This is a genomic window from Pacificispira spongiicola, from assembly GCF_012926505.1.
Lineage (GTDB): Bacteria > Pseudomonadota > Alphaproteobacteria > UBA8366 > Aestuariispiraceae > Pacificispira > Pacificispira spongiicola.
Window position 1 is genome coordinate 1 of record NZ_JABBNT010000001.1, and the last position, 23,296, is coordinate 23,296.

The 23,296-nt window shown below is 60.3% G+C and carries 23 protein-coding genes and 1 pseudogene; 8 read left to right on the forward strand and 16 right to left on the reverse strand.

Annotated features, from left to right (window positions below; genetic code table 11):
• From HH303_RS00005 to HH303_RS00010, 3 genes and pseudogenes are all read left to right on the forward strand, one after another.
• On the forward strand, positions 1–466 hold a 466-nt coding region (locus tag HH303_RS00005; protein ID WP_455011037.1), incomplete at its 5' end, for an oxidoreductase.
• Positions 467–544: 78 nt separating this feature from the next.
• Positions 545–703 (forward strand): annotated as a pseudogene (locus HH303_RS20330) (helix-turn-helix domain-containing protein); the annotation flags it as partial.
• A 63-nt stretch (positions 704–766) separates the two neighbouring features.
• Positions 767–1,429, forward strand: a complete 663-nt coding sequence (locus HH303_RS00010) for a substrate binding domain-containing protein (protein WP_227421525.1) — start codon at positions 767–769, stop codon at positions 1,427–1,429.
• Here the strand turns inward: HH303_RS00010 and HH303_RS00015 are convergent.
• From HH303_RS00015 to HH303_RS00050, 8 genes are all read right to left on the reverse strand, one after another.
• Positions 1,426–2,430, reverse strand: a complete 1,005-nt coding sequence (locus HH303_RS00015) for an NADP-dependent oxidoreductase (protein WP_169623165.1) — start codon at positions 2,428–2,430, stop codon at positions 1,426–1,428. The genes HH303_RS00010 and HH303_RS00015 overlap by 4 nt on opposite strands.
• A 191-nt stretch (positions 2,431–2,621) precedes the next feature.
• On the reverse strand, positions 2,622–4,661 hold the full coding sequence (locus tag HH303_RS00020; RefSeq protein ID WP_169623166.1) for an NADH:flavin oxidoreductase: 2,040 nt from the start codon (positions 4,659–4,661) through the stop codon (positions 2,622–2,624).
• A gap of 87 nt (positions 4,662–4,748) precedes the next feature.
• Positions 4,749–5,492: a maleate cis-trans isomerase family protein gene (locus tag HH303_RS00025; RefSeq protein ID WP_169623167.1), complete on the reverse strand. Its 744-nt coding sequence runs from the start codon at positions 5,490–5,492 to the stop codon at positions 4,749–4,751.
• A gap of 17 nt (positions 5,493–5,509) precedes the next feature.
• Positions 5,510–6,670: a M24 family metallopeptidase gene (locus HH303_RS00030; RefSeq protein ID WP_169623168.1), complete on the reverse strand. Its 1,161-nt coding sequence runs from the start codon at positions 6,668–6,670 to the stop codon at positions 5,510–5,512.
• Positions 6,667–7,737, reverse strand: a complete 1,071-nt coding sequence (locus tag HH303_RS00035; RefSeq protein ID WP_169623169.1) for a pyridoxal-phosphate dependent enzyme — start codon at positions 7,735–7,737, stop codon at positions 6,667–6,669. Before HH303_RS00035 ends, HH303_RS00030 begins: the two co-directional genes overlap by 4 nt.
• Before the next feature lie 107 nt (positions 7,738–7,844).
• Positions 7,845–8,129 (reverse strand): sll1863 family stress response protein, encoded by a 285-nt coding sequence (locus HH303_RS00040; protein ID WP_169623170.1) that lies wholly within the window; start codon positions 8,127–8,129, stop codon positions 7,845–7,847.
• 48 nt (positions 8,130–8,177) lie between these two features.
• Positions 8,178–8,354, reverse strand: coding sequence for a DUF1328 domain-containing protein (locus HH303_RS00045; protein WP_169623171.1), 177 nt, complete (start codon positions 8,352–8,354; stop codon positions 8,178–8,180).
• Between the two features lie 277 nt (positions 8,355–8,631).
• Positions 8,632–9,747, reverse strand: coding sequence for an NADH:flavin oxidoreductase (locus HH303_RS00050; RefSeq protein ID WP_169623172.1), 1,116 nt, complete (start codon positions 9,745–9,747; stop codon positions 8,632–8,634).
• A gap of 98 nt (positions 9,748–9,845) precedes the next feature.
• Here HH303_RS00050 and HH303_RS00055 point away from each other — a divergent pair, with 98 nt between their 5' ends.
• A complete protein-coding gene (locus HH303_RS00055; RefSeq protein ID WP_169623173.1) occupies positions 9,846–10,229 on the forward strand; it encodes a winged helix-turn-helix transcriptional regulator in 384 nt (127 codons plus the stop codon).
• Between the two features lie 2 nt (positions 10,230–10,231).
• Here the strand turns inward: HH303_RS00055 and HH303_RS00060 are convergent, their stop codons facing one another.
• The 3 genes from HH303_RS00060 to HH303_RS00070 all read right to left on the reverse strand — a co-directional run bounded on the left by HH303_RS00060 (position 10,232) and on the right by HH303_RS00070 (position 13,651).
• Positions 10,232–11,437 (reverse strand): MFS transporter, encoded by a 1,206-nt coding sequence (locus HH303_RS00060; RefSeq protein WP_169623174.1) that lies wholly within the window; start codon positions 11,435–11,437, stop codon positions 10,232–10,234.
• A 123-nt stretch (positions 11,438–11,560) separates the two neighbouring features.
• Positions 11,561–12,001: a YqaA family protein gene (locus tag HH303_RS00065; protein ID WP_169623175.1), complete on the reverse strand. Its 441-nt coding sequence runs from the start codon at positions 11,999–12,001 to the stop codon at positions 11,561–11,563.
• Between the two features lie 21 nt (positions 12,002–12,022).
• The gene (locus HH303_RS00070) at positions 12,023–13,651 is read right to left on the reverse strand and encodes a GMC family oxidoreductase (protein ID WP_227421437.1); all 1,629 of its coding nucleotides are present in this window, start codon (positions 13,649–13,651) and stop codon (positions 12,023–12,025) included.
• 191 nt (positions 13,652–13,842) lie between these two features.
• Here HH303_RS00070 and HH303_RS00075 point away from each other — a divergent pair, with 191 nt between their 5' ends.
• Together HH303_RS00075 and HH303_RS00080 are read left to right on the forward strand one after the other, a co-directional pair.
• Complete coding sequence (locus tag HH303_RS00075) at positions 13,843–15,471, forward strand: ABC transporter substrate-binding protein (RefSeq protein WP_227421438.1); 1,629 nt, start codon at positions 13,843–13,845, stop codon at positions 15,469–15,471.
• A gap of 138 nt (positions 15,472–15,609) precedes the next feature.
• A complete protein-coding gene (locus HH303_RS00080; RefSeq protein ID WP_169623177.1) occupies positions 15,610–16,071 on the forward strand; it encodes a hypothetical protein in 462 nt (153 codons plus the stop codon).
• Positions 16,072–16,152: 81 nt separating this feature from the next.
• On the opposite strand, the gene HH303_RS00085 is transcribed toward HH303_RS00080, so the two are convergent.
• Positions 16,153–17,739 (reverse strand): trimethylamine methyltransferase family protein, encoded by a 1,587-nt coding sequence (locus tag HH303_RS00085; protein WP_227421439.1) that lies wholly within the window; start codon positions 17,737–17,739, stop codon positions 16,153–16,155.
• 209 nt (positions 17,740–17,948) lie between these two features.
• Positions 17,949–18,536 (reverse strand): PAS domain-containing protein, encoded by a 588-nt coding sequence (locus HH303_RS00090; protein ID WP_169623178.1) that lies wholly within the window; start codon positions 18,534–18,536, stop codon positions 17,949–17,951.
• A gap of 265 nt (positions 18,537–18,801) precedes the next feature.
• On the opposite strand from HH303_RS00090, the gene HH303_RS00095 reads away from it, so the two are divergent.
• Entirely contained in the window at positions 18,802–21,366 is a 2,565-nt protein-coding gene (locus HH303_RS00095; protein ID WP_169623179.1) for a GcvT family protein, read from the forward strand.
• A 110-nt stretch (positions 21,367–21,476) separates the two neighbouring features.
• Here HH303_RS00095 and HH303_RS00100 read toward each other — a convergent pair whose 3' ends face one another.
• Both HH303_RS00100 and HH303_RS00105 read right to left on the reverse strand, forming a co-directional pair.
• On the reverse strand, positions 21,477–22,259 hold the full coding sequence (locus HH303_RS00100; protein WP_169623180.1) for an SDR family oxidoreductase: 783 nt from the start codon (positions 22,257–22,259) through the stop codon (positions 21,477–21,479).
• The gene (locus tag HH303_RS00105) at positions 22,256–22,582 is read right to left on the reverse strand and encodes a nuclear transport factor 2 family protein (protein ID WP_169623181.1); all 327 of its coding nucleotides are present in this window, start codon (positions 22,580–22,582) and stop codon (positions 22,256–22,258) included. The genes HH303_RS00100 and HH303_RS00105 overlap by 4 nt, the downstream gene beginning before the upstream one ends.
• Positions 22,583–22,706: 124 nt before the next feature.
• Between HH303_RS00105 and HH303_RS00110 the strand changes: the two genes are divergently transcribed.
• Complete coding sequence (locus tag HH303_RS00110; RefSeq protein WP_169623182.1) at positions 22,707–23,087, forward strand: winged helix-turn-helix transcriptional regulator; 381 nt, start codon at positions 22,707–22,709, stop codon at positions 23,085–23,087.
• Between the two features lie 41 nt (positions 23,088–23,128).
• Here HH303_RS00110 and HH303_RS20165 read toward each other — a convergent pair whose 3' ends face one another.
• Positions 23,129–23,257, reverse strand: a complete 129-nt coding sequence (locus HH303_RS20165; protein ID WP_264465879.1) for a hypothetical protein — start codon at positions 23,255–23,257, stop codon at positions 23,129–23,131.
• Between the last annotated feature and the right edge of the window lie 39 nt (positions 23,258–23,296).

Below are 23,296 nucleotides of genomic sequence, written 5' to 3' on the forward strand. Positions count from 1 at the left end.
TGCGTCCGCCATCGATCTGATCGATACCAGCGGCGGGACCTATTTCCCCGGCGCGAAGGCGGCGTCGGACGGGCGCGCCAAGGGTGCCTATTTCCGGGACTTCACACGCGCGGCCAAGAGGCGCACCAAGAAGCCGATCATGCTGACCGGCGGCATCAAAACCTGGGAAGAAGCCGCGGATATCCTGTCGGACAACAGCGCCGACATGATCGGTCTGGCAAGAAGCCTTGTCATCGACCCTTCCCTACCGAAAAGCTGGGCTCAATCCCCACCCCGGAATCCCGTCTTCCCCCGGTTCGACAATCCACCCGACGGCGGGATCACAGCCTGGTACACGATGCACCTGACGCAAATCGCCGAAGACCGCGACGCCGAACCGCCGATGGATATCCCCGACGCAATCGACGCCTATGACAGCCGCGACAAGGACCGCATCCCGCTCTGGCGGGCGCGTTTCGGGAATTGATCTGCATCGAACCAAGGCAATAGTTTCAACAACAGGCTTCATCCCAAGATAGGATGTACCATGGAAAGCGCCTACGATATGCTATTGGTGATTGAAATTGCCGAAGCCGGTAATTTTACGCGCGCGGCAGCCAAACTTGGCATGCCGAAATCGACGGTCAGTCACCGTATCACCCAATTGGAAGCGCGTCTGGGCCTGCGGTTGTTCAACCGATCGACGCGGCGAGTGTCTCTGACCGGCACCGGTCAAACCTATCTCGAATATTGCCGCCGTATCCGCGCGGAAATTGCCGCAGCCAATATGGCGATGTCCAACCTGAAGGACCAACCGCATGGGACACTGCGGATCACCTGCCCCGATGTTACCGCCACCTATTTCATGCCGGAGTTTCTTGGGCAATTCGCCGAGAGGTTTCCCCGAATCTCGATCGAATTGCTAGCGACGAACCGACATCTCGATCTGATAAAAGAGAACGTGGATTTCGCATTTCGCGTCGGGCCGGTCGCCAGCCAGACCTTCATCACACGCAAGATATCTTCCATTCGGCGCGTATTGGTCGCCGCTCCGGGCTACCTTGCCGCCAACCCAAAGATCAATGATCCCAACGATCTTATCCAGCATCGGTGCCTACTGCACGATGCCCTGCCCGACTGGACGCTTTCGGACGGCACGACCCGGACCACCTTGGCGCCCCCCGCGGCGGCGAAAAGCGACTCGCTCGGTTTCCTGCTGCAATCCTGCATTTTCGGGAGCGGTATTTCTTTGCTCCCCGCCTATATCTGCCAACCGGCGATCGCCGCCGGACGATTGACGGTTTTGCTCCCGAATTGGGATTTGGTTCCTTACGATATGGCGCTGATATTTCCCGACCGCACAAACCAATCAAAGGCACAAACCGCCTTCCGGGATTTCGTTGATGCCTTTGATTTCTCGCGTTTCGCGGCTGGGATATCGACAGCCTAGACTTTCACCAACTGCTTACCGAAATTCTCGCCCTTCAGCATGCGGATGAAAGCGTGTGGCGTCGATTCGATGCCATGGGAAATATCTTCTCGAGCTGTTAGGGCACCTTCCCTGTACCATTCCAGAAGCTGCGATCGTGCCGACACATAGTCGGATTCAAAGTCGTCGAGGAGGAACCCTTCCACGCGAACGCGCGAAACCAAGATACGACGAAGATGCCGCGGCCCGATATCCGGTTCGTCAAAGCGATCCGCAAGAGCCACGGTGCCGACGATCACAACCCTTCCGAACAGGTTGATATTCATCATGGCGGCGTCATGGATCGGTCCCGCCGTATTATCTAAGTAAACATCGACCCCATTCGGACATGCGGCAGCCACCGCTTCGGTGATGTTTTCCACTGTTCGGTGATTGATACCGGTTCGATAGCCGATCGTTTTGCACCATTCGACTTTCTGGTCCGACCCGGCCACCGCAACGACATCCAGTCCTTTGATGCGGGCAATTTGACCGGCAATTTGGCCGACGGCGCCCGATGCCGCCGAAATCAATACCGTCTCCCCCTGCTTCGGTCGTCCGACGTTCAGTAGGGAAAAATACGCCGTAAGGCCCGGCATGCCGAGACAGCCGAGAGAGGTTTGCACCGGTGCCGCTGCCGGATCCAGACGCAGGGCGGTATCGGCCGCAACAACCGTATACGGTTGCCAACCGAAATCGTCGGCCTGAACGATATCCCCGACGTTGAATAGGGATGATTCCGAGGCCATGACCTCCCCAACGCCCCCGCCGCGCATGATGTCCCCGATCTTTGCGCCCGCCGCATAGTTTTTGGCTGGGCTGAGCCGTCCGCGCATATATGGGTCGACCGACAACCAAAGCGTACGAACAAGTAATTCGCCGGTACGCGGGGTGGGCACTGCATTTTCTTCAAAGGAAAAATCGTCCGGGATCGGCATTCCGGAAGAATGCCGCTTCAAAATCCAGGTGGGGTTTGTCGTCATCGCGATGCCTCATGGTACGGTGTTTCACGGAACTCCAACCGGATATAACCGCCCGCACCATCTCGCTGTAGACGTCCATTTTGAACAGATTGTTCAAAATATCGGACAATAGAATTGCCGAAGCAATAGATAACCGCTTTTCTCAACGCCTCGGCAGAACCGGACGCTGGCAGCCGAAACCGAGTGCCCCGTCACACCGTCCTGACCAGCCGGAGCGCGTCATAGATTGCCGCATGCGTATTGCGGGCGGAGACCGCGTCCCCGATGCGGAAGAGCTGGAACCGGCCATCGGCGTTTCGGCTGACCGTCTGCATTTCCCCGGCAATCAGGGCGTCGTAGTCGACCTCCCCCAGATTGCGGGACAGCGGCTTCAGGTCGAAATACAAATCGTCCAACGGGATTGTGCCGTGATTGACGACGATCTGATCCACGGTTCGCTGCAGGGCGATCCCGCCGTAATCGCTGCCGATATGGGCGACGAGTTGGTTTCCGGCCTGCTCCGCCGCCAGCAGGCGATAGGTCACGGTGAAGACCGTATCCAGCTTTTGCAGCTTGCGCATATAGGGGACGAGATTGAGCCCCATGACCTCCGGCGCAAAGGATCGGTCGGGGGTCATGATTTCCACTCGCGCGCCGGATTCGGCGATGAATTCCGCCGCCTGAAGCCCGGCATGGTCGCCCGCATCGTCAAACAGCAGGACATTGTTCCCCGGCTTCACATCGCCGGAAATGATATCCCAGGCGGATACGACGAGTTCATTGCCCGCCGACAGGATTTCGGTATTCGGCAAACCGCCCGTGGCGATGACGACGACGTCGGGGTTTTCCGCCTCGATTGTCGCGGCCTCCGCCCAGGTGTTGAAGCGGAAGGTCACGCCCAGTTTCTCGCATTGGGCCATGCGCCAGTCGACGATGCTGATCATTTCCTGACGACGCGGGCTTTGCGCGGTCAATCGGATCTGCCCGCCGGGCTTGTCGGCGACTTCGAACACGGTCACGTCATGGCCGCGCTCGCCCGCGACCCGCGCGGCCTCCAACCCCGCCGGGCCGGCGCCGACGATGACGAGCTTTTTTCGATCCGTCGCACGGTCGATCCGGTGCGGCATCGTCTCTTCGCGGCCCGTGGACGGATTATGGATGCACAGCGCCGCGCCGCCCTGATAGATGCGGTCCAGGCAGTAGGTCGCGCCGACGCAGGGGCGGATATCCTCCTCCCGCTTTTCCATAATCTTTCGGACGATATGCGGATCCGCGAGATGGGCGCGGGTCATGCCGACCATATCCAGCTTCCCGGACGCGATCGCATGACGCGCGGTGGCGACATCCGGAATTTTCGCCGCATGGAAGGTCGGGATGGCGGCCGCCGCGCGGATTTCTCCGGCGAAATCCAAATGCGGCGAATTCGCCATGCCCTGTACCGGGATGACATCGGCCAGCGCCGCGTCGGTTTCGATATGCCCGCGGATCACGTTCAGAAAATCGACCAGCCCGCTTTGTTTCAGGCGCTGCGTGATCTCCAGCCCTTCTTCCTTGGTGATTCCGCCTTCCCAGGCCTCATCGGCGACATAGCGGATGCCGACGATGAAATCCTCCCCGACCCGCGACCGGATTTCCCGCAACACCTCGAAACAGAAGCGCATGCGGTTTTCCAGGCTGGGACCGCCATAGGGACCGTCCAGATCGTTGGTATTCGGGGACCAGAACTGATCCATCAAATGGCCGTAGGATTCCAGTTCGATCCCATCCATGCCGCCTGCTTTCATCCGTTCGGCGGCATCGCCGTAATCCTTCACGATACGGGCGATGTCCCATTCTTCGATCCGTTTCGGAAAGGCGCGGTGGGCCGGTTCCCAATGCTGGGACGACGATACGACCGGCAGCCAATCGTCCTTGTCCCAGCGTGTGCGGCGGCCCAGATGCGTCAGTTGGATCATCACCGCCGCGCCGTGCTCGTGCACCGCATCGGTCAGGTCCTTAATCCAGGGAACGACCTCGTCCTTATAGGCCAGGATATTGTTGAAGGCGGGGGGACTGTCCTTCGACACCGCCGCCGATCCCGCCGTCATGGTCAGCGCGATCCCGCCCTTCGCCCGTTCCGCGTGATAGGCGCGGTACCGCCCTTTCGGCATGCCGTCTTCCGGATAGGCCGGTTCGTGCGACGTCACGATGATCCGGTTGCGCAGGGTCAGATGTTTCAGTTTGAAGGGCTGGAGAAGCGGGTCGTTGGACATTGCAAACCATCCGTCTTTTGACTGAATACCATGGAATGGGAAGCTTCGCCTGCGTCGGTAAACCGGCACTCTTCCCTTTGCGTCATATTACGTCCTGGAAAGCGCGCCGACCGATCGGTCCGCCAACGGTAGACCGGCGCTTCGACACATATGCCAGGCCAGCACCTGATTGCTGGACAGAACCGGCTTTCCGGCTTTCGTTTCGATTTCCTCGATCACGTCCAGGGTCCGCAGATTGGTGCAGGACAGGAAGACCGCGTCGACCCGATCCGATGCCGCCAGCGACAGCGCGCCGTCGATAACCGACTGCGGTGCGATCCGCGCGACCTTCGCCTCTTCCGCCTCCTCGAAGGATCCGAAAACGGGGGACTCGATCCCACGCGCCGCCAATTCTCCGCGCAGGGTTTCCGATACCGGCCCGACATAGGGCGACAGGAATCCGAGGCGCGAGACGGACAGCGTATTGCAGGCGGCTACAAGCGCCGTCAGCGGTTCCGTCACCGCCTTTGTCGTGCAGGCCCCGGATATCAGGTCCGCCACGCGCTGCGGTCCGATGACCGATGTACCGGAAGTACACCCATAACCGACAATATCGAACGCCGCCGGTCGCGGCAGCAGGGTCGCCGCCGCGGGCATATGGGTTTCCATCGCGGCCAGGGTTTCCGGCGTCACGTCCAGCCCGCTGGGCACGCGGCTGACATAGAAAGCGACACCGTCCATCGGCAGCAGGCGGCGGAAGTCGTGTTCGATCGTCTCATCCGATTGCAGGGCGATCAGCCCCATCGTCGCCCGTTGGCCCAGCGGGTCGGTCAGTTCGAATTCAAGACGCATACCCGCTTCCCTTCGCGTTAAATCACCCGCAAGTCTGAGCCGCAGGGCGTGGACAGCATCCGCGCCCCATCCGCCGTGACCACAATATTTTCTTCATGCACCATGATCCGCCCATCGCCGGTTTCGATTCCCGGCTCCAACGTCAAGACCATTCCCTCTGCCAGTTCGGTCCTATCGGCAGGGATAAGGGACGGAACTTCGGTCAACTGCATGCCCAACCCGTGGCCCAGACGCCCCGCATCGGATCCGCCCGCACCGCCGGTGACGATCCGGTCCATCGCATGGAACAAGTCGCAGGCCCGCGCGCCCGGCTTCGCGATCGCCATCGCGGCGTCGACCGCTTCGATCAATTTCGCATGCGCTGCCATGGATGCCGCATCCGCCCGTTCGACGGCGACATTCCGATCGAAGTCGCAGAAATAGCCGTCCCAAACCAATCCGGTATCCAGCATCAGGATATCGCCCGACGCCAACGGGGTTTCCGTCGCCGGAGAGATGACATCGGCATAACCGCCCTGCCCTGCACCGCCCGCCAGATAGGGAACCCAATCCGCGCCCTCTTCCAGGCATAGAATCTGGAACTTGCGGAACACATCGGCCAAAGGCACACCGACCCGCACGATTTCCGGTAGCCGCGCGAAGGCGCGATCCGCGATCCGGCAGGCCGCTTCGATCTTGTCGATTTCGGCGGGGCTCTTGATCTGGCGTTGGCGTTTTACGATCCAGCCGTCATCCGACAACACACGCGGCGACAACAGCGCTTCCAATCGCTTCAAATCGGCCAGAGGCATGCGGGCCAGTGTTTCGTGCCCCATGGGCGTGCCGATCCGACCGGCGGGCCCGGCCACTTCGACCAAGGTATCGGCCAGCAAACCGATCCCGTCATCCGTCAAATCCGGCGCGCGCCAGGTTCGGATATCGGAAATCCAGGTCGTCGCCATCAAGGCCGCCCCGATGCTGGGGATAACGGCGATTGGCGGCCCCGATGCAGGCAACACAAGGTACCAAGGCCGTGTCGGACTTTCCCAGAAGCGGGTCAGGAAGCCGGTGAAATATCGGATATCCGGTTCGGTGGTCAGCAGGATCGCCGACAGGTCCTGTTCGGCCATGGCATCCTGCGCCCGGCGGGTTCGGCTTTCAAATTCCGACTTAGGGAAACCCCGCGCGGGAAAGCTCATGCGGCTGGCTCCTCGCTCAGGATTGTCAGGATACGGCTGGTCGCGGTCAGACCGATTGCGTCCCGGCTATCGGACGCGCCCAAGAGCGCCGCCAACCCCGCCCCACCGGAAGCGGAGGTTTCCAATCCCGCCGCCGCAAGCGCCGGCAGGGCGGCCTTTGCCTCGGCTTCCGTGATCGTCACGAAGTCATCGGCATCGCGCGCCAATCCGCGCAACGCGATCAGGGACGGTTCCTTGCAATCCAACCGCCCCATACAGGAGACTGGGCCCGTCGTCGCGACGGCACGCCCCGCACGGATGCTTTCGGTCAGGGCAGGCGCGGCCTGTGGTTCGACGACGACGATCCGGGGATACGCACCCCAGACCTTGCGGGCATAGGCAGCAACCGCCCCGGCCAACCCGCCGACACCGGCTTGCAGGAAGATATGCGTCGGCCTTTCGGGTATCTGCCGCGCGGCCTCCGCCGCCATTTGCAGATAGCCTTCCATCAGGCGGTGCGGGCGATCCATATAGCCCGCCCAGGAACTGTCGGACAGAAGGTGCCAGCCTTCCTTTTCCGCCGTCTCCGCGGCGAAGGCCATGCTGTCTTCGTAGATCGCCCCGGCCCGCAGAACTTCCGCCCCTTTCGCGCGCAGGCGGTCGGCGAAGCTTTCCGGGACGGTTTCGGAGAGGACGACCGCAGCTTTCGCGCCGAAGACTCGCGCGCCCGCCGCCACGGACATACCGTGGTTCCCGGCACTGGCGGTGATATAGATCTCCCCCGCCAACGCCTTGGCCAGATCGTCTTTGCCCGTCGCCACGGCATCGCAGGCGATGACATAGGCCGCGCCCAGCGCCTTGAAGCTGCCCAGGCCCATGCGGCCCCGTTCGTCCTTCACATGGACGGAACCGACACCGGCCTGTCCGGCAATATCGGGGGAATCCACCAGCGGCGTTTCCATCGCCGCCGGACATCGGGACAGAAGCGCGCTTACCGCCTCTGCATCGGTGCTGGGATAGGGAACCGTCGCCCCATCAACCAGGGCCGCCTCACTATCCCCGCGAAACCGATTGTACAGAACCTGCATACCAAGACCTCTCCCCCGGAACCGTTCCCTTGCGCGATCCGCCACCCTAGACAAAGTGACGGCTCCGTTGCAACGGAGCCGTCATATAGGGGAAAGGTCGGTCGGTGTCAGAAGCGGCTCGAGGCCCGGTCGACGGAGTCCCGCAGGGTGTTCCACGCGCTTTCCGCCCCGGCCTTCACGTCTTCCCAGGCTTCGGAAGACGCCGCGTTCAGTTCGTCGACCCGTGCCTGCAAGTAATCGCGGTGTTCTTGGATTTCCGCGATATGCTTGTGATAGGTCAGCCGCGCGTCGGCATCGGCCTCATCCGCCTTGGCTTTCAGACGGTCGACTTCCGCCTCGGCCTTTCGAATTTGCGCATTCATTTTATCGGCATAAGCGTTCTGGATACTCATCAGATTGCTCCTTTCCTCGTTTACGATTTGGCTTTGTCCTCGGATCGATCAGACCGGTGGGCGCCCACCCCGTAAAACGTGGACGACCAGGCTCAAGACAAAGAGCGCCAGGAAAATGAAGAACAGAATTTTTGCGATTCCGACGGCCGCGACCGCGATCCCGCCGAAACCGAAGACTGCGGCAATCACCGCGATGATGAAGAAGACGAGCGCCCAATACAGCATCGTCGATCTCCTTTCCGTAATTATTGAACGGGTCGAATTCCTATTCGCCCTCAATTCACGGAAAAGACATTGGTATCTGTGTAATCAGATCAACGCATAACAATGAATGTGACCGGAAATTCCAAATTCCTGACACAATTCAAACCACCGTGATTACGCGCAACCCGCTCAATTAAGGGGCACAATGGAATTTTTCTTAATTCCGTGAAATACTGCTTTATTGATATCTATTCTTCGACGGAGGCGGATTCGACCGAACCCGCCTCCCCCGATTGGTTTAGACGAGTTCGCCGAGGGCCGCCGGATCGAAGCCTTTCAATCCTTCCTTGTCGCCGATCCGAACCTTTTCGGCCCAATGCGGATCAGACAGCAGGGCGCGGCCGACCGCGATCAGGTCGAATTCACCACGATCCAGCCGATCCATGACACCGTCGATCCCCGTACTTTGGGAGGCCTGCCCCTGGAAGGCGGACACCATATCGCCGGTCAGGCCGACCGACCCGACGCTGATCGTCGCCGCGCCGGTCAGTTTCTTGGCCCAGCCCGCGAAATTCAGTCCGTGCTCCCCGTCGATTTCCGGGAATTCCGGTTCCCAGAACCGCCGTTGCGAACAATGCAGGATATCGACCCCGGCCGTCACCAAGGGACCCAGCCAATCGGTCATCAGATCCGGCGTTTCCGCAAGCCGGACGGTAAAGTCCTGCTGCTTCCACTGACTGACGCGCAGGATGATGGGGAAATCGGGACCGACTGCGGCCCGGACGGCAGCGACGACTTCACCGGCAAAGCGGGAACGGTCCTTGATCGTCTCACCGCCATACCGGTCCTCGCGCAAATTCGTGCCGGACCAGAAGAACTGGTCGATCAAGTATCCATGTGCGCCGTGGATTTCGACGGTATCGAATCCCAGGCGCTTCGCGTCCGCCGCCGCGCGGGCAAAGGCCGCGACGGTATCCGCGATATCTTCTTCCGTCATCGCGACGCCGCGGGCGTCACCCGGGCCGACGAGGCCGGACGGGCTTTCGACCGGTACCGGCGGTTCCCAACCGCCGGAGCCGCGAACCGATCCGGTATGCCAGATTTGCGGCGCCATACGGCCATCGGCATCATGCACTTCGTCGATCACGGATTTCCAACCCGCCAGAGCGGCATCACCGTGGAAGAAAGGAATATGGCCTTCGTTGCGAGAGGCCGGGCGATCGATCACCGTGCCTTCGGACAGGATCAGCCCCACCCCGCCTTCCGCGCGGCGGCGGTAATAGGCGGCGTTTGCCGGACCGGGAATACCGTCCTGGGCCTTGTTGCGCGTCATGGGGGCCATGACGATACGGTTCTTGAGCGTCAGCGAACCTAGGCTGAAAGGTTGGAAAAGAAGGTCGTAGGGGTCGGACATTTGGGTCTCCGTCTTGATTGGAGACCTGTAAGTATATCTTTTATCCTTGGGTTCAATTAGGTACTTTAAGTCGCCTAGGTATACATGAGGAAACCACCATGCTGCATGCCTGTGAAAAACACTTTGCCGCCAACTCCCCTTGCCGGGTGCTGTTCGACCAAATTGCGGACAAATGGTCCATGATGGTGTTGAGCGTCCTGGACGAAGGCCCCCTGAGATTCAACGAGGTAAAGCGTCGGCTGGAAGGAATAACCCAGAAGGCCCTGACCCAATGCCTACGCCGCCTGGAACGCAACGGTTTGGTGGAACGCCGGGTGATCCCCGTGTCCCCCGTCGCCGTGGAATACGAAATCACAGACCTGGGCCGGACGCTGCAACCCGCCTTTATGGCGCTGTACGGCTGGACCAAGGAGCATATGGCGGCGGTAGAGCGTGCCCGCGCCGCCTTCGACGCGAAAACCGAGGCGGGAACCGAGACGTGAATTCAGGCCGCTTTCGGGCGATGAACTGCCATCACGGCCAATGCCGCGACGGCCAATCCAACGCCCAGGATGGAAACACCACCCCATCCGCCGACAGCCCAGGCATAGGTCGATAGAGCCGATCCTGCGGCTCCGCCCAGGAACATGCCCGTCATCAAAATCGTGTTCAGTCGACCGCGCGCCGCCTGCGCCAGGGAATAGACGATGTGCTGGTTCGAAATCAATGCTATCTGGAACCCGAAATCCATCACGATCACGGCGATAATCAGGGCGGCAATCGCAGCGAAACTGCCAGCCGCCCCCCAGGCGAAGATGCACAGGGCCACACCTGCCCAGACGGTAACGCGGGGATTGTACTTGTCCGACAGCTTCCCGGCGATGGGCGCGGCCGCGACGCCGACGACGCCCAAGACACCGAACAATCCGGCGACATCCGCCCCCAAGCCAAAGTTCGGCCCGGCGAGGTAGAGCGCCAAAATCGTCCAGAAGGCACTGAAAGACCCGAACAAACAGGCCTGCACAAGGGCGGCGGCCCGCAATTCGCGGTGTCGCATCCAAAGGTTCGCCAAAGACCGCAGCGCTCTCCCATACGCCATCGGGGTATGAGGCGATAGCACCGGCAAGACACGCCTCATCAAACCCGCGCTGACCAACGCCAGCGGCACACCGACCCAGAACATGTCGCGCCAGCCCAGATGTTCGCCGACAAATCCGGACAGGGTCCGGCTGAGAAGAATCCCGGACAGCAGTCCCGCCATCACGGTTCCGATCGCGCGTCCCCTGCGGGCCGGGTCCGACAAGGTGGCGGAGAGGGGAACGATCTGTTGCGCGACGGAGGCAGACGCACCGACCGCCAGAGAGGCCGCGACCAGAACCCAAGCACTCGTCGCCAAGGCCGCGCCGACCAGGGCAACGGCCAGCAACAGGAACTGCCCGACGATCAACCGCCGACGTTCGACGATATCCCCGACCGGCAACAGAAAGAAAAGGCCAAGAGCATAGCCGAGTTGCGTCGCCGTCGGGATCAAACGGGTGATCTCCGGTTGTTCGAACTCCGCCTCGATAATGCCGATCATCGGCTGATTGTAGTAAATATTCGCAACGGCAAGACCGCAGACCGCCGCCATGGCAAACAAGCCGGTCCGTTGAATAAAGGCGGGAGGTTGGCCGGTTCCGGACGAGCCGCCCGACAGAGGGGAGGAGGTCATGCACTGAACTTTCTTGCTGCCACGTGGGATGGACCCGACAAATTTCGATCACAGATATCCCTGCCGCCGATCCGGACTATCGCCCCTAGACGACAAAGGTTTAATCCCGAAAGACAACAATGGTCACAGAAACTCATACGTCACGGCGGCAAGAACAAGGTATCGCCCCGTCTTTGCAATCGTTACCAGGATCAGGAAAACCCAAAAAGGTTCGCGCAGGATGCCCGCGACGACGGTCAGCGGGTCCCCCACAATCGGCATCCAGCTCAGCAACAGCGACCATTTGCCAGTCCGTCGATACCATCGCCCGGCCTTTTCCATGCGTTCGGGGGATATGGGAAACCAGCGTCGATCCCGAAACCGCTCAACCCATCGGCCCAGAAGCCAGTTCACGACGGCCCCTAGAATATTGCCCAGACTGGCGGCGGCAAGCATCAGCCAGGGCGGATAGCCCGCTGCCAGCAAGCCGACCAAAACCGCCTCCGACTGCATCGGCAGGATCGTCGCAGCGGTGAAGGCGGACAGGAACAGCCCGCCCGCCGCCGCAACCGTATCCCAAATCATCGTCGGCCCCGCGCCTGTCTGTTACGCACGGGCATCCGTCAGAATCATATCCGCCGCTTTTTCCGCGATCATGACGACAGGGGAATTCGTATTCCCAGATGTAATCGTCGGCATGATCGACGCATCCGCAATGCGAAGGCCCGCTATGCCATAGACCTTCAGGGTCGGATCGACCACGGCGTCGGGATCGGAAGACGGCCCCATCTTAGCGGTGCCGACCGGATGAAAGATCGTCGTCGCGATGTCGCCTGCGGCCTTCGCCAACTGGTCGTCGCCGTCGATTTCCGGGCCGGGTTTGAATTCGGTCGCCTTGAACCTCTGCAAGGCCGGGGCTTTCGCGATTTGGCGTGTCAGGCGGATCGCCGCCGCCGCGACCTGACGGTCCCCCACCGCTTGCAGGTAATTCGGACGGATCACCGGCTTGTCGAAGGGATTCGCCGACCGCATCGTAACGGTGCCCCGGCTTTCGGGACGCAAGTTGCAGACGGATGCCGTGAAGCCGGGGAAAGGATGCAGCGCCTCCCCCAATTTTTCCGTCGATAGAGGCTGGACATGGAATTGCAGATTCGGCGTTTCCCGAGCCGGATCGGATTTCACGAAACAGCCCAACTGGCTGGGCGCCATGCTCAACGGGCCGCTTTGGAACAGGGCGTATTCGATCCCCATCGCCGCACGGCGCAGCGGATTGTGGCTGATTTCGTTCAGGGTTCGAACCCCTTCGACCTTGAATGCCAGCCGGACTTGAAGGTGATCCTGCAAATTTTCGCCGACGCCAGGCATCTCATGCAGGACGTCGACGCCCCGGTCCTTAAGCAGGGCACCGGGTCCGATCCCGGATCGTTGCAGGATGACGGGCGACGCAACGGCCCCGGCGGCCAGCACGACCTCTCCCCGGCAGCGCGCTTCCGCGTCGCGGCCGTCGACGGTCAGTTTAACCCCCGTCACGCGACCGTTCTCTATCGTCAGCGTCTTGCAATGGGCCTTCGTGACCACTTTCAGGTTCGGACGCTTCCGGGCCGGTTTCAGGAAACCTTTCGCGGAGGACCAGCGAATTCCCCGCTTCTGATTGACCTGGAAGTAACCCACCCCTTCATTCGTGCCGGTATTGAAATCGTCCGTCGCCGGAATGCCCGATTCGATCGCGGCCTCGCGAAAGGCGTCCAGAATGTCCCAACGCAGCCGTTGATGTTCGACGCGCCAATTGCCGCCCGTTCCGTGGGCTTCCGACGGCCCGTCGACATGATCTTCCGACTTCTTGAAATACGGCAGGACGTCATCCCAGCCCCAACCCGGATTTCCAGCCTGCCGCCATCCGTCGTAATCGCGTGCCTGACCACGCATATAGATCATGCCGTTGATCGACGAACAGCCGCCCAGAACCTTGCCGCGGGGATAATCCAGAGCGCGCCCGTTCAGGCCCGGTTCCGATTCCGTTTTAAACAGCCAATCCGTCCTTGGGTTACCCATGGTAAACAGATACCCGACGGGAATATGGATCCACGGATAGGTATCCTTGCCGCCCGCTTCCAGCAAAAGCACGGTATACTTGGTGTTTTCGCTCAGCCTATTGGCCAGCACACAACCTGCCGTTCCGGCGCCGATGACGATAAAATCGTATTCCCCAAGACTGGAAATGCCCAAATTCGACAAATTATGTCCCCCCAGGAAATGTTGCATTGATTTCCGGACATGTTAGCCTTGCTTTGTGATCACGGAAAGGTCGGCAGGCGTTCGGGTGAAACTGATTCAACCTTTCAAGAATGAATAACACCTGACAGCGTGCTCCGCTTGGCGTTACCTTCCGCTGGGCTTTTTACGGACAGGAACAGGGAGTTACCTAAATGTCTCAGAAAATGGATGGAGAACTTCTCCATAAATTCGAACGCATGAAGCGCGCCCTCGCCAAAGGGGAACTGGACCGGCGCGGATTCATCGTTGCGGCACTCGGTGCCGGTGTCGCCGGAAGCTCCGTCTTCGGCCATGTTAAGAAGGTACAGGCCGCGACCCCGAAAAAGGGTGGTCGTTTCGTTCAGGCCCTGACCGGCGGCGGGTCGGGCGATACGCTGGATCCGGCGCAGATTCTCGATTCCTACATGATCAACGTCAGCTCCGGCATGCTGCGCAACAACCTGACGGAAATCGCGCCGGACGGTCAGTTGGTCGGCGAATTGGCGACCAGCTGGGAAGCCTCGCCGGACGCGATGACCTGGACGTTCAAAATCCGTCCGGGCGTCGAATTCCACAACGGCAAGACCTTGGAAGCGGCGGATGTCGTCGCCTCCCTGAACCATCACCGTGGTGAAAACAGCAAATCGGCCGCCTCCGGTATCGTGTCCAACATTTCCGACGTGAAAGCGGACGGCAAGGACACTGTCGTGGTCACGCTCAGCGGCGGCAGCGCCGACTTCCCGTTCCTGATGTCCGACTATCACCTGGGTATTTGCCCGGCGAAGGACGACGGTTCGATCGACTGGGAATCGGGCGTTGGTACGGGCGGTTACGCGCTGACCAGCTTCGAGCCGGGCGTCCGCACGGAAGTGAAGCGCAACCCGAACTACTGGAAAGAAGGCCGCGCTTGGTTCGACGAAGTCGAATCGCTGTTCGTTGCCGACGCCAACGCGCGTAACACCGGTCTTCAGACGGGTGAGCTGCACTCCATCGCGAACCTCGACCTGAACACGGTCAGCCTGATGCGTCAGGTGCCGACGCTGAAGGTCTTCGAAACCTTCGGTAACAAGCATGCGACGCTGCCGATGATGTGCGACACGGCCCCGTTCGATAATCCGGACGTCCGTCTTGCCCTGAAATACGCCATCGACCGTAAGGAACTGGTCGAAAAGATCCTGCAGGGTCTGGGCGAAGTCGGTAACGACCATCCGATCGGCCCGGCGAACATTTACCGCGCCACACAGGAAGAACTGCCACAGCGTCAGTTCGACCCGGAAAAGGCCAAGTTCCACCTGAAACAGGCGGGCCTGGACAGCCTCAGCGTCGATCTGCACCTGGCCGACACGGCCTTCGAAGGCGCGATCAACGCCGGCCAGCTCTATGCCGAAACGGCGAAGCAGTGCGGCATCAACATCAACGTCGTCAGCGAGCCGGATGATGGTTACTGGTCGAACGTCTGGTTGGCGAAGCCGTGGTGCGCGAGCTACTGGGGCGGCCGTCCGACGGAAGATTGGGTCTTCAGCCAGATTTACGCCTCGGGCGCGGAATGGAACGAGTCGAAGTGGGACAACGCGCGGTTCAACGAACTGCTTGTCATGGCCCGCGCCGAACTCGACTCCACGAAACGTCGCGAGATGTATGTCGAAATGCAGACGATCTGCAACGAAGATTGCGGTTCGATCATTCCGATCTTCATGGCCTACACCCACGCCGTCAGCGCGAAAATCGGCCTGCCCGATCAAATCGCCAACAACTGGGAACTGGATGGTCACAAGAACGCCGAACGTTGGTGGTTCGAATAAGATCTGCCCAAAGGTTTGTTACGGAGCGGCCCGGTTTGACCGGGCCGTTCTTTTTATGTAACACCCGCGCCTCGTGTCTTTTAAACTGGTCGTGCTTGGGGGCGGGGACCAGCGAATAACGCTTAGGAGCGTCCGTCATTGGGCTACGCCATCCGCCACCTGCCGAAGTACAATCTCGTCTATTGCGTTCACTGGGGTATTTGCGATCCGAAGCAAATGCTGGCTGAAATTCGGTCGCCGGGGTTTGAGCCCCGAGACACCTTTCGCGCGGATACACTGGTCCAAATAATGCCCAATGCGGACCTCAGCACGATCACGCCGGAATTCGCCGTGGAAATCTGGAAAGCGGATCAAGAAACGTTCTTTGAGCCGTTTGGCGAAAAGCCGTCTTCCAAACTGGCCTTCGTCTGCCCGGAAAACCTGGACCGTATCATCATGCGTATGATCGTTACGCTGGGCCATGCTTCCACCGAAGGGTCGGAAGAACCCGACACCTTCACCGATCTCACGGATGCACTGTCCTGGTTGGGCAACGACCGGATCGCCGCGGAAGCCGAATTGACCGCCATCGCCACGGCCCTGGTCGCGAAACCGGAATAGCCCCGCACAAAAAAGCAAAACGCCCGGCCGAAATGATCGGCCGGGCGTTTTTCCTATACGTTCACGCGTTTTTGCGCGACGTCAGTATGCGGCGTCGGGCATCGATGACTTCCGCTGTTCGATGAACGCCAGCAAGGCCTCGTCGACCGCCGGATCGATGGCCGGCGCTTCGTATTCGCGCAGCAGTTTCTTCCAATAGGCATTCGCGCGCTGGTTCATATCCAGGCTGCCTTCGGCTTCCCACTGTTCGTAGGAATTGTTGTCCGCCAGCGGGGACCGATAGAAGGCGGTTTCGAAGTTCCGCTGGGTATGCGCGCAGCCCAGATAATGCATGCCCGGACCGACTTCGCGGATCGCGTCCATCGCCTGACCGTTTTCCGACAGGTCCGGCCCGTTCAGCAGACGGCCCAGCATGGAGGCCTGATCGGCATCCATGACAAACTTCTCATAGCCCATGGACAGGCCGCCTTCCAGCCAGCCGGCCGTGTGCAGCATGAAGTTCACGCCGCCCAGCGCCGCCGTCTGCAACGTGTTCGCAGATTCGTAGGCTGCCTGTGCATCGGCGATCTTGGACGCCGTGAACCCGCCGCCCGACCGGAAGGGCACACCCAGTCGCCGCGCCAACTGCGCCGCGCCGTACAGGACCAGCGACGGTTCCGGCGTGCCGAAAGTCGGTGCGCCGGACTGCATGGAAATGGACGATGCGAAGGTACCGAAGACGACCGGCGCGCCGGGGCGGCAAACCTGGGTCAACGCCATGCCCGCCAGCGCTTCGGCATAAAGCTGCGTCAGGGTGCCAATAATCGTCACCGGGCTCATCGCGCCGGACAGGATGAAGGGCGAGATCACCGTTGCCTGATTATTGCGCGCATACACTTTCAACGCGCCCAGCATGGTGTCGTCCCAAACCATGGGAGAGTTCGCGTTGATCAGGTTGATGACGACGCAATTCTGATCGACGAAATCGGCGCCGAACAGGATCTTGCACATATCGACCGTGTCCTGCGCGCGCTCCGGCGCCGTGACGGAGCCCATGAACGGCTTATCGGACCAGCGCATATGGCTGTAGACCATGTCCAGGTGACGCTTGTTCACCGGGACGTCCACCGGCTCACACAGCGTTCCGCCGGAATGGTGCAGACCCGTCGACATATAGGCCAGCTTCACGAAATTGCGGAAATCCTCGATCGTGCCGTAGCGGCGGCCCTTGTCGAGGTCGCGCACGAAGGGAGGGCCATAGGCCGGAACCAGGACCGTATTGCCCTCGCCCATCTTCACGGTACGCTCCGGATTGCGGGCATGCTGGGTGATCAGCGACGGCGCCGTGTCTTGGATCAGCTTTTTGCAGAGGCCTTTCGGGAAGTGAACGCGTTCGCCGCGAACGTCGCAGCCTTGGTCGCGCCACATCTGCAGCACTTCCTCATCGCCGCGGAAATCGAGGCCGATCTCCTCCAGCACCGTGTCGGCGTTGCGTTCGATCAGATCCAGGGTTTCTTCGTTCAGAAGATCGAAATAGCCGATCTGCCGAGTGATATAAGCGGGCGCCGTCTTACCCGCGCTGGCCCGTGCCGCCTGCCGGGCCGCCCGACCGCCGCCGCGCGCCGCGCGGCGTCCGCCGCCCGTGCTTCCCGATTCCGCCTGTTCCGACGCGACCATTTCCTCACTCATTGTCGTCCCTTTCAGATCTGTCCCGGCGTTTTGCGAACACCGACCGATCGACCATCCCAAATAACAAGAAACAGACCTCGACGGACTCTTCATTGGAATACCGTCGCTGCCAGCGCCCTCTTTATCGCCCGAAGGGCGCTTCAGGACGTTCGTATTCGCGACTTCCTTTTCGTCAAGCCGCGTCATCGCCGCATTCGTTTCGACACGAGTCAGGGCGTTAATGGGCGAACACCGTCCGTCGGATCACGCAGCCGATCCGGATAATTGATCGCGACAATCCGCGCGACCGCACCGGTAGCATCGACCAGCGGCGCCAGCACGCGCGACCATGTGGCGATCTTGAAATGGACCGGGGGATGGTGCTCCGTGAACAACAGATCTCGCCGCGATACGACCGCACCATAACAAGCCATCATGAAATCGCGCGTCACCGGCGGGATATGGGTCTCGCTCAACCTCATTCCGGTCAAGTCGAAGCCCGATACCTGTGAAATGCCGGTGCCGTAAACCCGATACTGGAAATCCGCGCCGCCGTCCAACACGTCCAGATACATCAGATATTTCATGGGTTTCCGGAAATCGACGATATCAAAGTCATCAACGGACGGCAGCCCCCCATCCACCCTGGGCATGTCGCGCCAAGACCTGACGAAGCTGGTGAGCAATGGGAAGGGAAGGCTGTCCGGATCGGGATGCCAGACGATCTGCGGCGGAAAGGGCGTATCCATCAGGAAACGCTGCCGCATCCAATCCCGATCCGCGTCGATAATTCGACGGACATCCTCGGTGAGTCCCATATCCGAAACCTTCGCGATCTCTGGCGGCGTTCCCACGTTATGCGGGTATAGTGATACAAGTTTCGATATCTGTCGAATGGTGCGCGTTCCCCTTTGCTTTCCCCGGTGCTTCCGCGACACCCGCTTGTGACGTAGGATTTACCGTCGGCGTCGCATTTTCGAAAGCCGGGCGGTCGCGTTCTGATCATTCTGCGACCGGTTGGCGCCAGGGTCACTCGCGGCGGTCCAGTCTTACGCAAATTCTTCTAGTACGGAGACGGTATTAATGGCGCAGTTCCATAAAAAGGCAGATGTCGTCATCATCGGCCTGGGCGGCATCGTCGGCGCGTCGGTGGTCCACCACCTGATCGAACGCGGCTGGGAAAACATCATCGGCATCGACAAGTCGGGCATTCCGACGGATATCGGCTCCACCGGTCATGCTTCGGATTTCTGCTTCAACACGATGCATGATCCGATCACGATGTTCACGACGAAGTATTCCATCGACTTCTTCGAATCCCGTGGCCGCTATGAACGGATCGGCGGGATCGAGGTTGCGCGCAAGGACGACGACGAGCGTATGCGCGAACTGGAACGCCGCGTCAGCTCCGGCCGTGCCTTCGGCAACCGCGTGCGCATGATCTCCGCCAAGGAAGCGAAGGAAATGATGCCGCTTCTGGAAGAAGACGTGATCCAGGGCGCGCTTTACGACCCGGATGCGGGCCTTGTCGTGCCGCGGTCCCAGACGGTCGCGGGCGAATTGGTCCAGGAAGCCGTGGATAGCGGCAAGCTGGAAACCATCCCGAACACGCCCTGCACCGGCCTGGATATCGAAGACGGCAAGATCAAGGGCGTGCACACGACGCGCGGCTATATCGAAACTTCCAAGGTCGTCGTTTGTGCCGGTCTCTGGGGCCGTCTGATCGCCGAAATGGCGGGCGAAGACCTGCCGGTCATGCCGGTCGACCACCCGTTGACCTTCTTCGGGCCGTATAACGAATTCGAAGGCACGGGCAAGGAAATCGGCTATCCGCTACTGCGCGACCAGGGCAACTCCGCCTATCTGCGCGACACGGGCGCCGCCGGAACGACCGAAGGCGGCCAAATCGAATGGGGCTATTACGAAGAAAAGGAACCGCGTCTGGTTCACCCGCGCGATATCCTGGAAAAGGAACAAGCCCGCCTGTCCCCGTCCCAGCGCGATCTGGACATGGAACAGATCATGGAGCCGCTGGAACGCGCCCTTGAACTGACGCCGATCCTGGGCGAGTTGGGTTACAACGAGAAACATTCCTTCAACGGTCTGCTGCAAGTCACCGCCGACGGCGGCCCGTCCATTGGGGAATCCCCGACTGTCCGTGGTCTGTGGTACGGCGTGTCGGTCTGGGTCAAGGACGGCCCCGGCACGGGTAAGCTGATCGCCGACTGGATGACGGACGGCCGCACCCATATCGACCATCACGCCATCGATTACGCGCGCTTCTATCCGATCCAGAAGTCGGAGAAATACATCTACGACCGCTGCTTCGAATCCGCGTTCAAGATTTACAACCCGCCGGTCCATAACCGCGAACCCTATTCCAAGGGTCGCAACCTGCGCACCGCCCCGTACTATCTGCGGGAAAAGGAACTGGGGGCGCATTTCATGGAAATCGCCGGTTGGGAACGCGCCCACGGTTACGCCTGCAACGATCACCTGTTGGAAAAATACGCCGACCGCGTGCCGGTGCGCGAAAACGAATGGGACAACCGCCATTTCTGGCGCGTCTCCAACGCCGAACATCTGGAGCTTTCCGAGAATGTCGGCATGGTGAACCTGTCTCACTTCGCCATCTATGACATCACGGGCCGCGATGCCGCGACGCTGATGGAATATGTTTCCTCCTCCAAGGTCGCGGGCGATACCGCCGTGGGCAAGGGCGTCTACACCAACTTCCTGGACGATACCGGGGGGGTGATGGCGGATTTGACCGTCCTGCGTCTGGGCGAAAACCGCTTCCAGATGATCGACGGCGGCGATGCCGGGAACCGCGACGCCACCTATCTGCGCCGCATGGCCCAGGACAAGGAATGGGACGTCTTCGTCGAAGACCGCACCGACCATTACGGCTGCATCGGCGTCTGGGGACCGAATGCCCGCGAGACGCTGAAGCAATTGGCCGACGATCCGGCCGGGCTCGACCTTGACAACTTCGCCTTCGGCGCTTGCAAGGACTTCACCCTGCGCGGCGTTCCGGTGAAGGGTTTCCGCATCTCCTATGTCGGGGAACAGGGTTGGGAACTGCACTTCTCCATGTCGTATGGCCTGGCGCTCTGGGACATGTTCCGCGAGGTCGGCATCACCCCGATCGGCGTTGAGACCTATGCCAACAGCCGCCGTCTGGAAAAGAGCCTGCGTCTGCAGAACGCGGACCTGCTGACCGAATATAACCTGCTTGAGGCAGGCCTGGCCCGTCCGAAGGTGAAAGCCGCCGACTTTCGCGGCAAGGACGCCAACATCGCCCAGCGCGACCTGCCGCATCAGGCGGCCATGCTGTGCACGATGACGGTGACCGACAACATCGACAAGGACGGCGTCGCCCGCTTCATGATGGGCAGCTGCCCGATCGTCGATCCGAAAACCAACGAGGTCCTGATCGACAGTAAGGGCCGCCGGTCCTACACGACCTCGCTGGCCTACGGCCCGTCGGTCGGCAAGAACATCGCCATGGGCTACCTGCCCCACGACTATTGCCAGGAAGGCCTGGAACTGGAGATCGAATATTTCGACCAGAAATTCCCAGTCAAAGTCGAAGGCATCGGCATGAAATCCCTCTACGACCCGACCAATGCGCGCATGAAGTCTTAAGCCGCGACGTCATCGGCAGAGACGAAAGCCGCCGGGGCCAAACAGGTCTCGGCGGCTATTTTATTCGCGCCCAGGGTCGCCGCTACAGGATAGCGGGCGCAACGCGCATATCACGCCGTCGGCACAGTGCCGCCGTCGATCACGAAATCGGACCCGGTGATTGCGCCCGCCCTCGGCGATGCCAGAAACGCGATCAAGTCCGCAACTTCCGACGGCTTTGCCGGCCGTCCCAGAGGAATACCGCCCAATGCGTCCATAATGATCCGCCGACCTCCCTCGTTGTCCGTTCCTGCTTCCTTGGCGATACGCTCGACAAGATGTTCCGCAGCTTCCGTCTCAATCCATCCAGGCGACACGCGCAGCACTCGGATGCCTTTCGGTGCGACTTCTTTGGATAGACTTTTGCTGTAGGTCGAAAGGGCAGCCTTCGCAGCGGCATAGGCCGTCGTCGACTCCGGCAACGGCAGCAGATGCTGGATGGAGGCAACATGGACAATGACCCCCGTCCCTTGCCCGATCATTAGCGGTAGGAGGGCGCGATCGAGCCGGACTGCGGGCATCAGGTTCAGGTTAATTTCCCGCATCCAGACGTCATCGTCCAAAGTGGCAAATCCGCCAGCCGGGGCTTGGGACCCGCCCAAGACATGAACGATTATATCGATGGTGCTCAAATGCTCCCTGACCGCCTCAGCCACCGCATCGCATCCATCTGGCGAGGTCAAATCAGCGGCAACGTAGTGCACGTTATCCAGAAATACGTCCGGGACGGTTCGGGCCGTCGTTACAACCCTAGCCCCCGCTTGGGCCAGAATATTCACAACAGCCGCACCAAGGCCTTTTGTCCCGCCTGTCACCAACGCAAGACGCCCTTCGAGTTCTAGAGAAAAGCTCATAGCGCGATCTCCAGGGAATCGATTTCGCCGTCGGCCAGGACAAATCGGTATTTAAGGTCCACGGGGCTGCCCGGGAAGTTCCCGGATACATGGCCGGTCACGATGACGGCCTCACCGTCGGTTCGTACCGAAAAAGGTTCAACGGTATATGTGTACTGGCTTGTAGCCTCCTCACGCCATTTCCGAATGGCATCGCGCCCACGATAGGTCTGCTTCTCGTCGGTAACGCGTCCAGTTTCCGTAAAGCACTGAGCCACCGCTGCGCCGTCCGATTTATCAGCGGCAAAGTATCGGGAGATAGGATCAGGTAATGTGGTCTGCATGACGTATCCTTCCATTCCGCGCCGGAAACAGCGCATATCCGTTGTACGGAACGAAAGATCGACATAACGTTACCCGATAACAAGTACCGACAAAAAAGTATGGTACTTACGAGAAGGTAAGTTAATGGAAAACAAGCTGCCCGAGACCGAACCTTCAAAGGGTTCCAAACACAGTTACACCCGCGAGACGGCGGCTGAAGGTGTTGAACATGCTCTTAAACTTCTCGAAGGACGATGGAAGCTTATCATTCTCTTTCATTTGTTCGGCGGTCAAATAAAGCGGTTCTCAGAACTGGAACGCGGGATTCAGGGAATTTCTCAAAAGATGTTGATCCAGCAACTTCGCCAAATGGAAGCGGACGGTATCGTTCGGCGTATTGTTTACCATCAAGTTCCGCCGAAAGTGGAATACGCCCTGACCGATTGGGGGCAGGCCTTGTGTCCTGCGCTGGACGCCTTGCTGACCTGGGCCGAGGAACAGCCGACACAGACCGTCCAACCCTGACTAACGATGCGCCTCCGGAATTCGAGAGAGGAACGGCATCTCTACTCCCGAACGAATTCCTTTCCGTTGATCGTCAACACGCGGCCGTTATAGGCGCAGGTGGAATCGCCGCCGGGAACGTCGATGGTGCAGAGGACCGTGTTGGACATATCCTTGTAGATGGCGGGCATTCGAACCGCATGGAATCCTGCGGCCGCTATAGGCGAAAT

Excerpts from the sequence above, each read along its gene's own strand:
- HH303_RS00040 (WP_169623170.1), bottom strand. The coding sequence starts at position 8,129 with ATGAGTATCCAGAACGCTTATGCCGATAAAATGAATGCGCAAATTCGA.
- HH303_RS00035 (WP_169623169.1), bottom strand. The coding sequence starts at position 7,737 with ATGCAGGTTCTGTACAATCGGTTTCGCGGGGATAGTGAGGCGGCCCTG.
- HH303_RS00065 (WP_169623175.1), bottom strand. The coding sequence starts at position 12,001 with ATGATTTGGGATACGGTTGCGGCGGCGGGCGGGCTGTTCCTGTCCGCC.
- HH303_RS00015 (WP_169623165.1), bottom strand. The coding sequence starts at position 2,430 with ATGACGACAAACCCCACCTGGATTTTGAAGCGGCATTCTTCCGGAATG.
- HH303_RS00105 (WP_169623181.1), bottom strand. The coding sequence starts at position 22,582 with ATGCAGACCACATTACCTGATCCTATCTCCCGATACTTTGCCGCTGAT.
- HH303_RS00025 (WP_169623167.1), bottom strand. The coding sequence starts at position 5,492 with ATGCGTCTTGAATTCGAACTGACCGACCCGCTGGGCCAACGGGCGACG.
- HH303_RS00060 (WP_169623174.1), bottom strand. The coding sequence starts at position 11,437 with ATGACCTCCTCCCCTCTGTCGGGCGGCTCGTCCGGAACCGGCCAACCT.
- HH303_RS20165 (WP_264465879.1), bottom strand. The coding sequence starts at position 23,257 with ATGCCCGCCATCTACAAGGATATGTCCAACACGGTCCTCTGCACCATC.
- HH303_RS00100 (WP_169623180.1), bottom strand. The coding sequence starts at position 22,259 with ATGAGCTTTTCTCTAGAACTCGAAGGGCGTCTTGCGTTGGTGACAGGC.
- HH303_RS00010 (WP_227421525.1), top strand. The coding sequence starts at position 767 with ATGGCGATGTCCAACCTGAAGGACCAACCGCATGGGACACTGCGGATC.
- HH303_RS00110 (WP_169623182.1), top strand. The coding sequence starts at position 22,707 with ATGGAAAACAAGCTGCCCGAGACCGAACCTTCAAAGGGTTCCAAACAC.
- HH303_RS00090 (WP_169623178.1), bottom strand. The coding sequence starts at position 18,536 with ATGGGACTCACCGAGGATGTCCGTCGAATTATCGACGCGGATCGGGAT.
- HH303_RS00055 (WP_169623173.1), top strand. The coding sequence starts at position 9,846 with ATGCTGCATGCCTGTGAAAAACACTTTGCCGCCAACTCCCCTTGCCGG.
- HH303_RS00045 (WP_169623171.1), bottom strand. The coding sequence starts at position 8,354 with ATGCTGTATTGGGCGCTCGTCTTCTTCATCATCGCGGTGATTGCCGCA.
- HH303_RS00030 (WP_169623168.1), bottom strand. The coding sequence starts at position 6,670 with ATGAGCTTTCCCGCGCGGGGTTTCCCTAAGTCGGAATTTGAAAGCCGA.
- HH303_RS00095 (WP_169623179.1), top strand. The coding sequence starts at position 18,802 with ATGGCGCAGTTCCATAAAAAGGCAGATGTCGTCATCATCGGCCTGGGC.
- HH303_RS00075 (WP_227421438.1), top strand. The coding sequence starts at position 13,843 with ATGTCTCAGAAAATGGATGGAGAACTTCTCCATAAATTCGAACGCATG.
- HH303_RS00085 (WP_227421439.1), bottom strand. The coding sequence starts at position 17,739 with ATGAGTGAGGAAATGGTCGCGTCGGAACAGGCGGAATCGGGAAGCACG.
- HH303_RS00020 (WP_169623166.1), bottom strand. The coding sequence starts at position 4,661 with ATGTCCAACGACCCGCTTCTCCAGCCCTTCAAACTGAAACATCTGACC.
- HH303_RS00050 (WP_169623172.1), bottom strand. The coding sequence starts at position 9,747 with ATGTCCGACCCCTACGACCTTCTTTTCCAACCTTTCAGCCTAGGTTCG.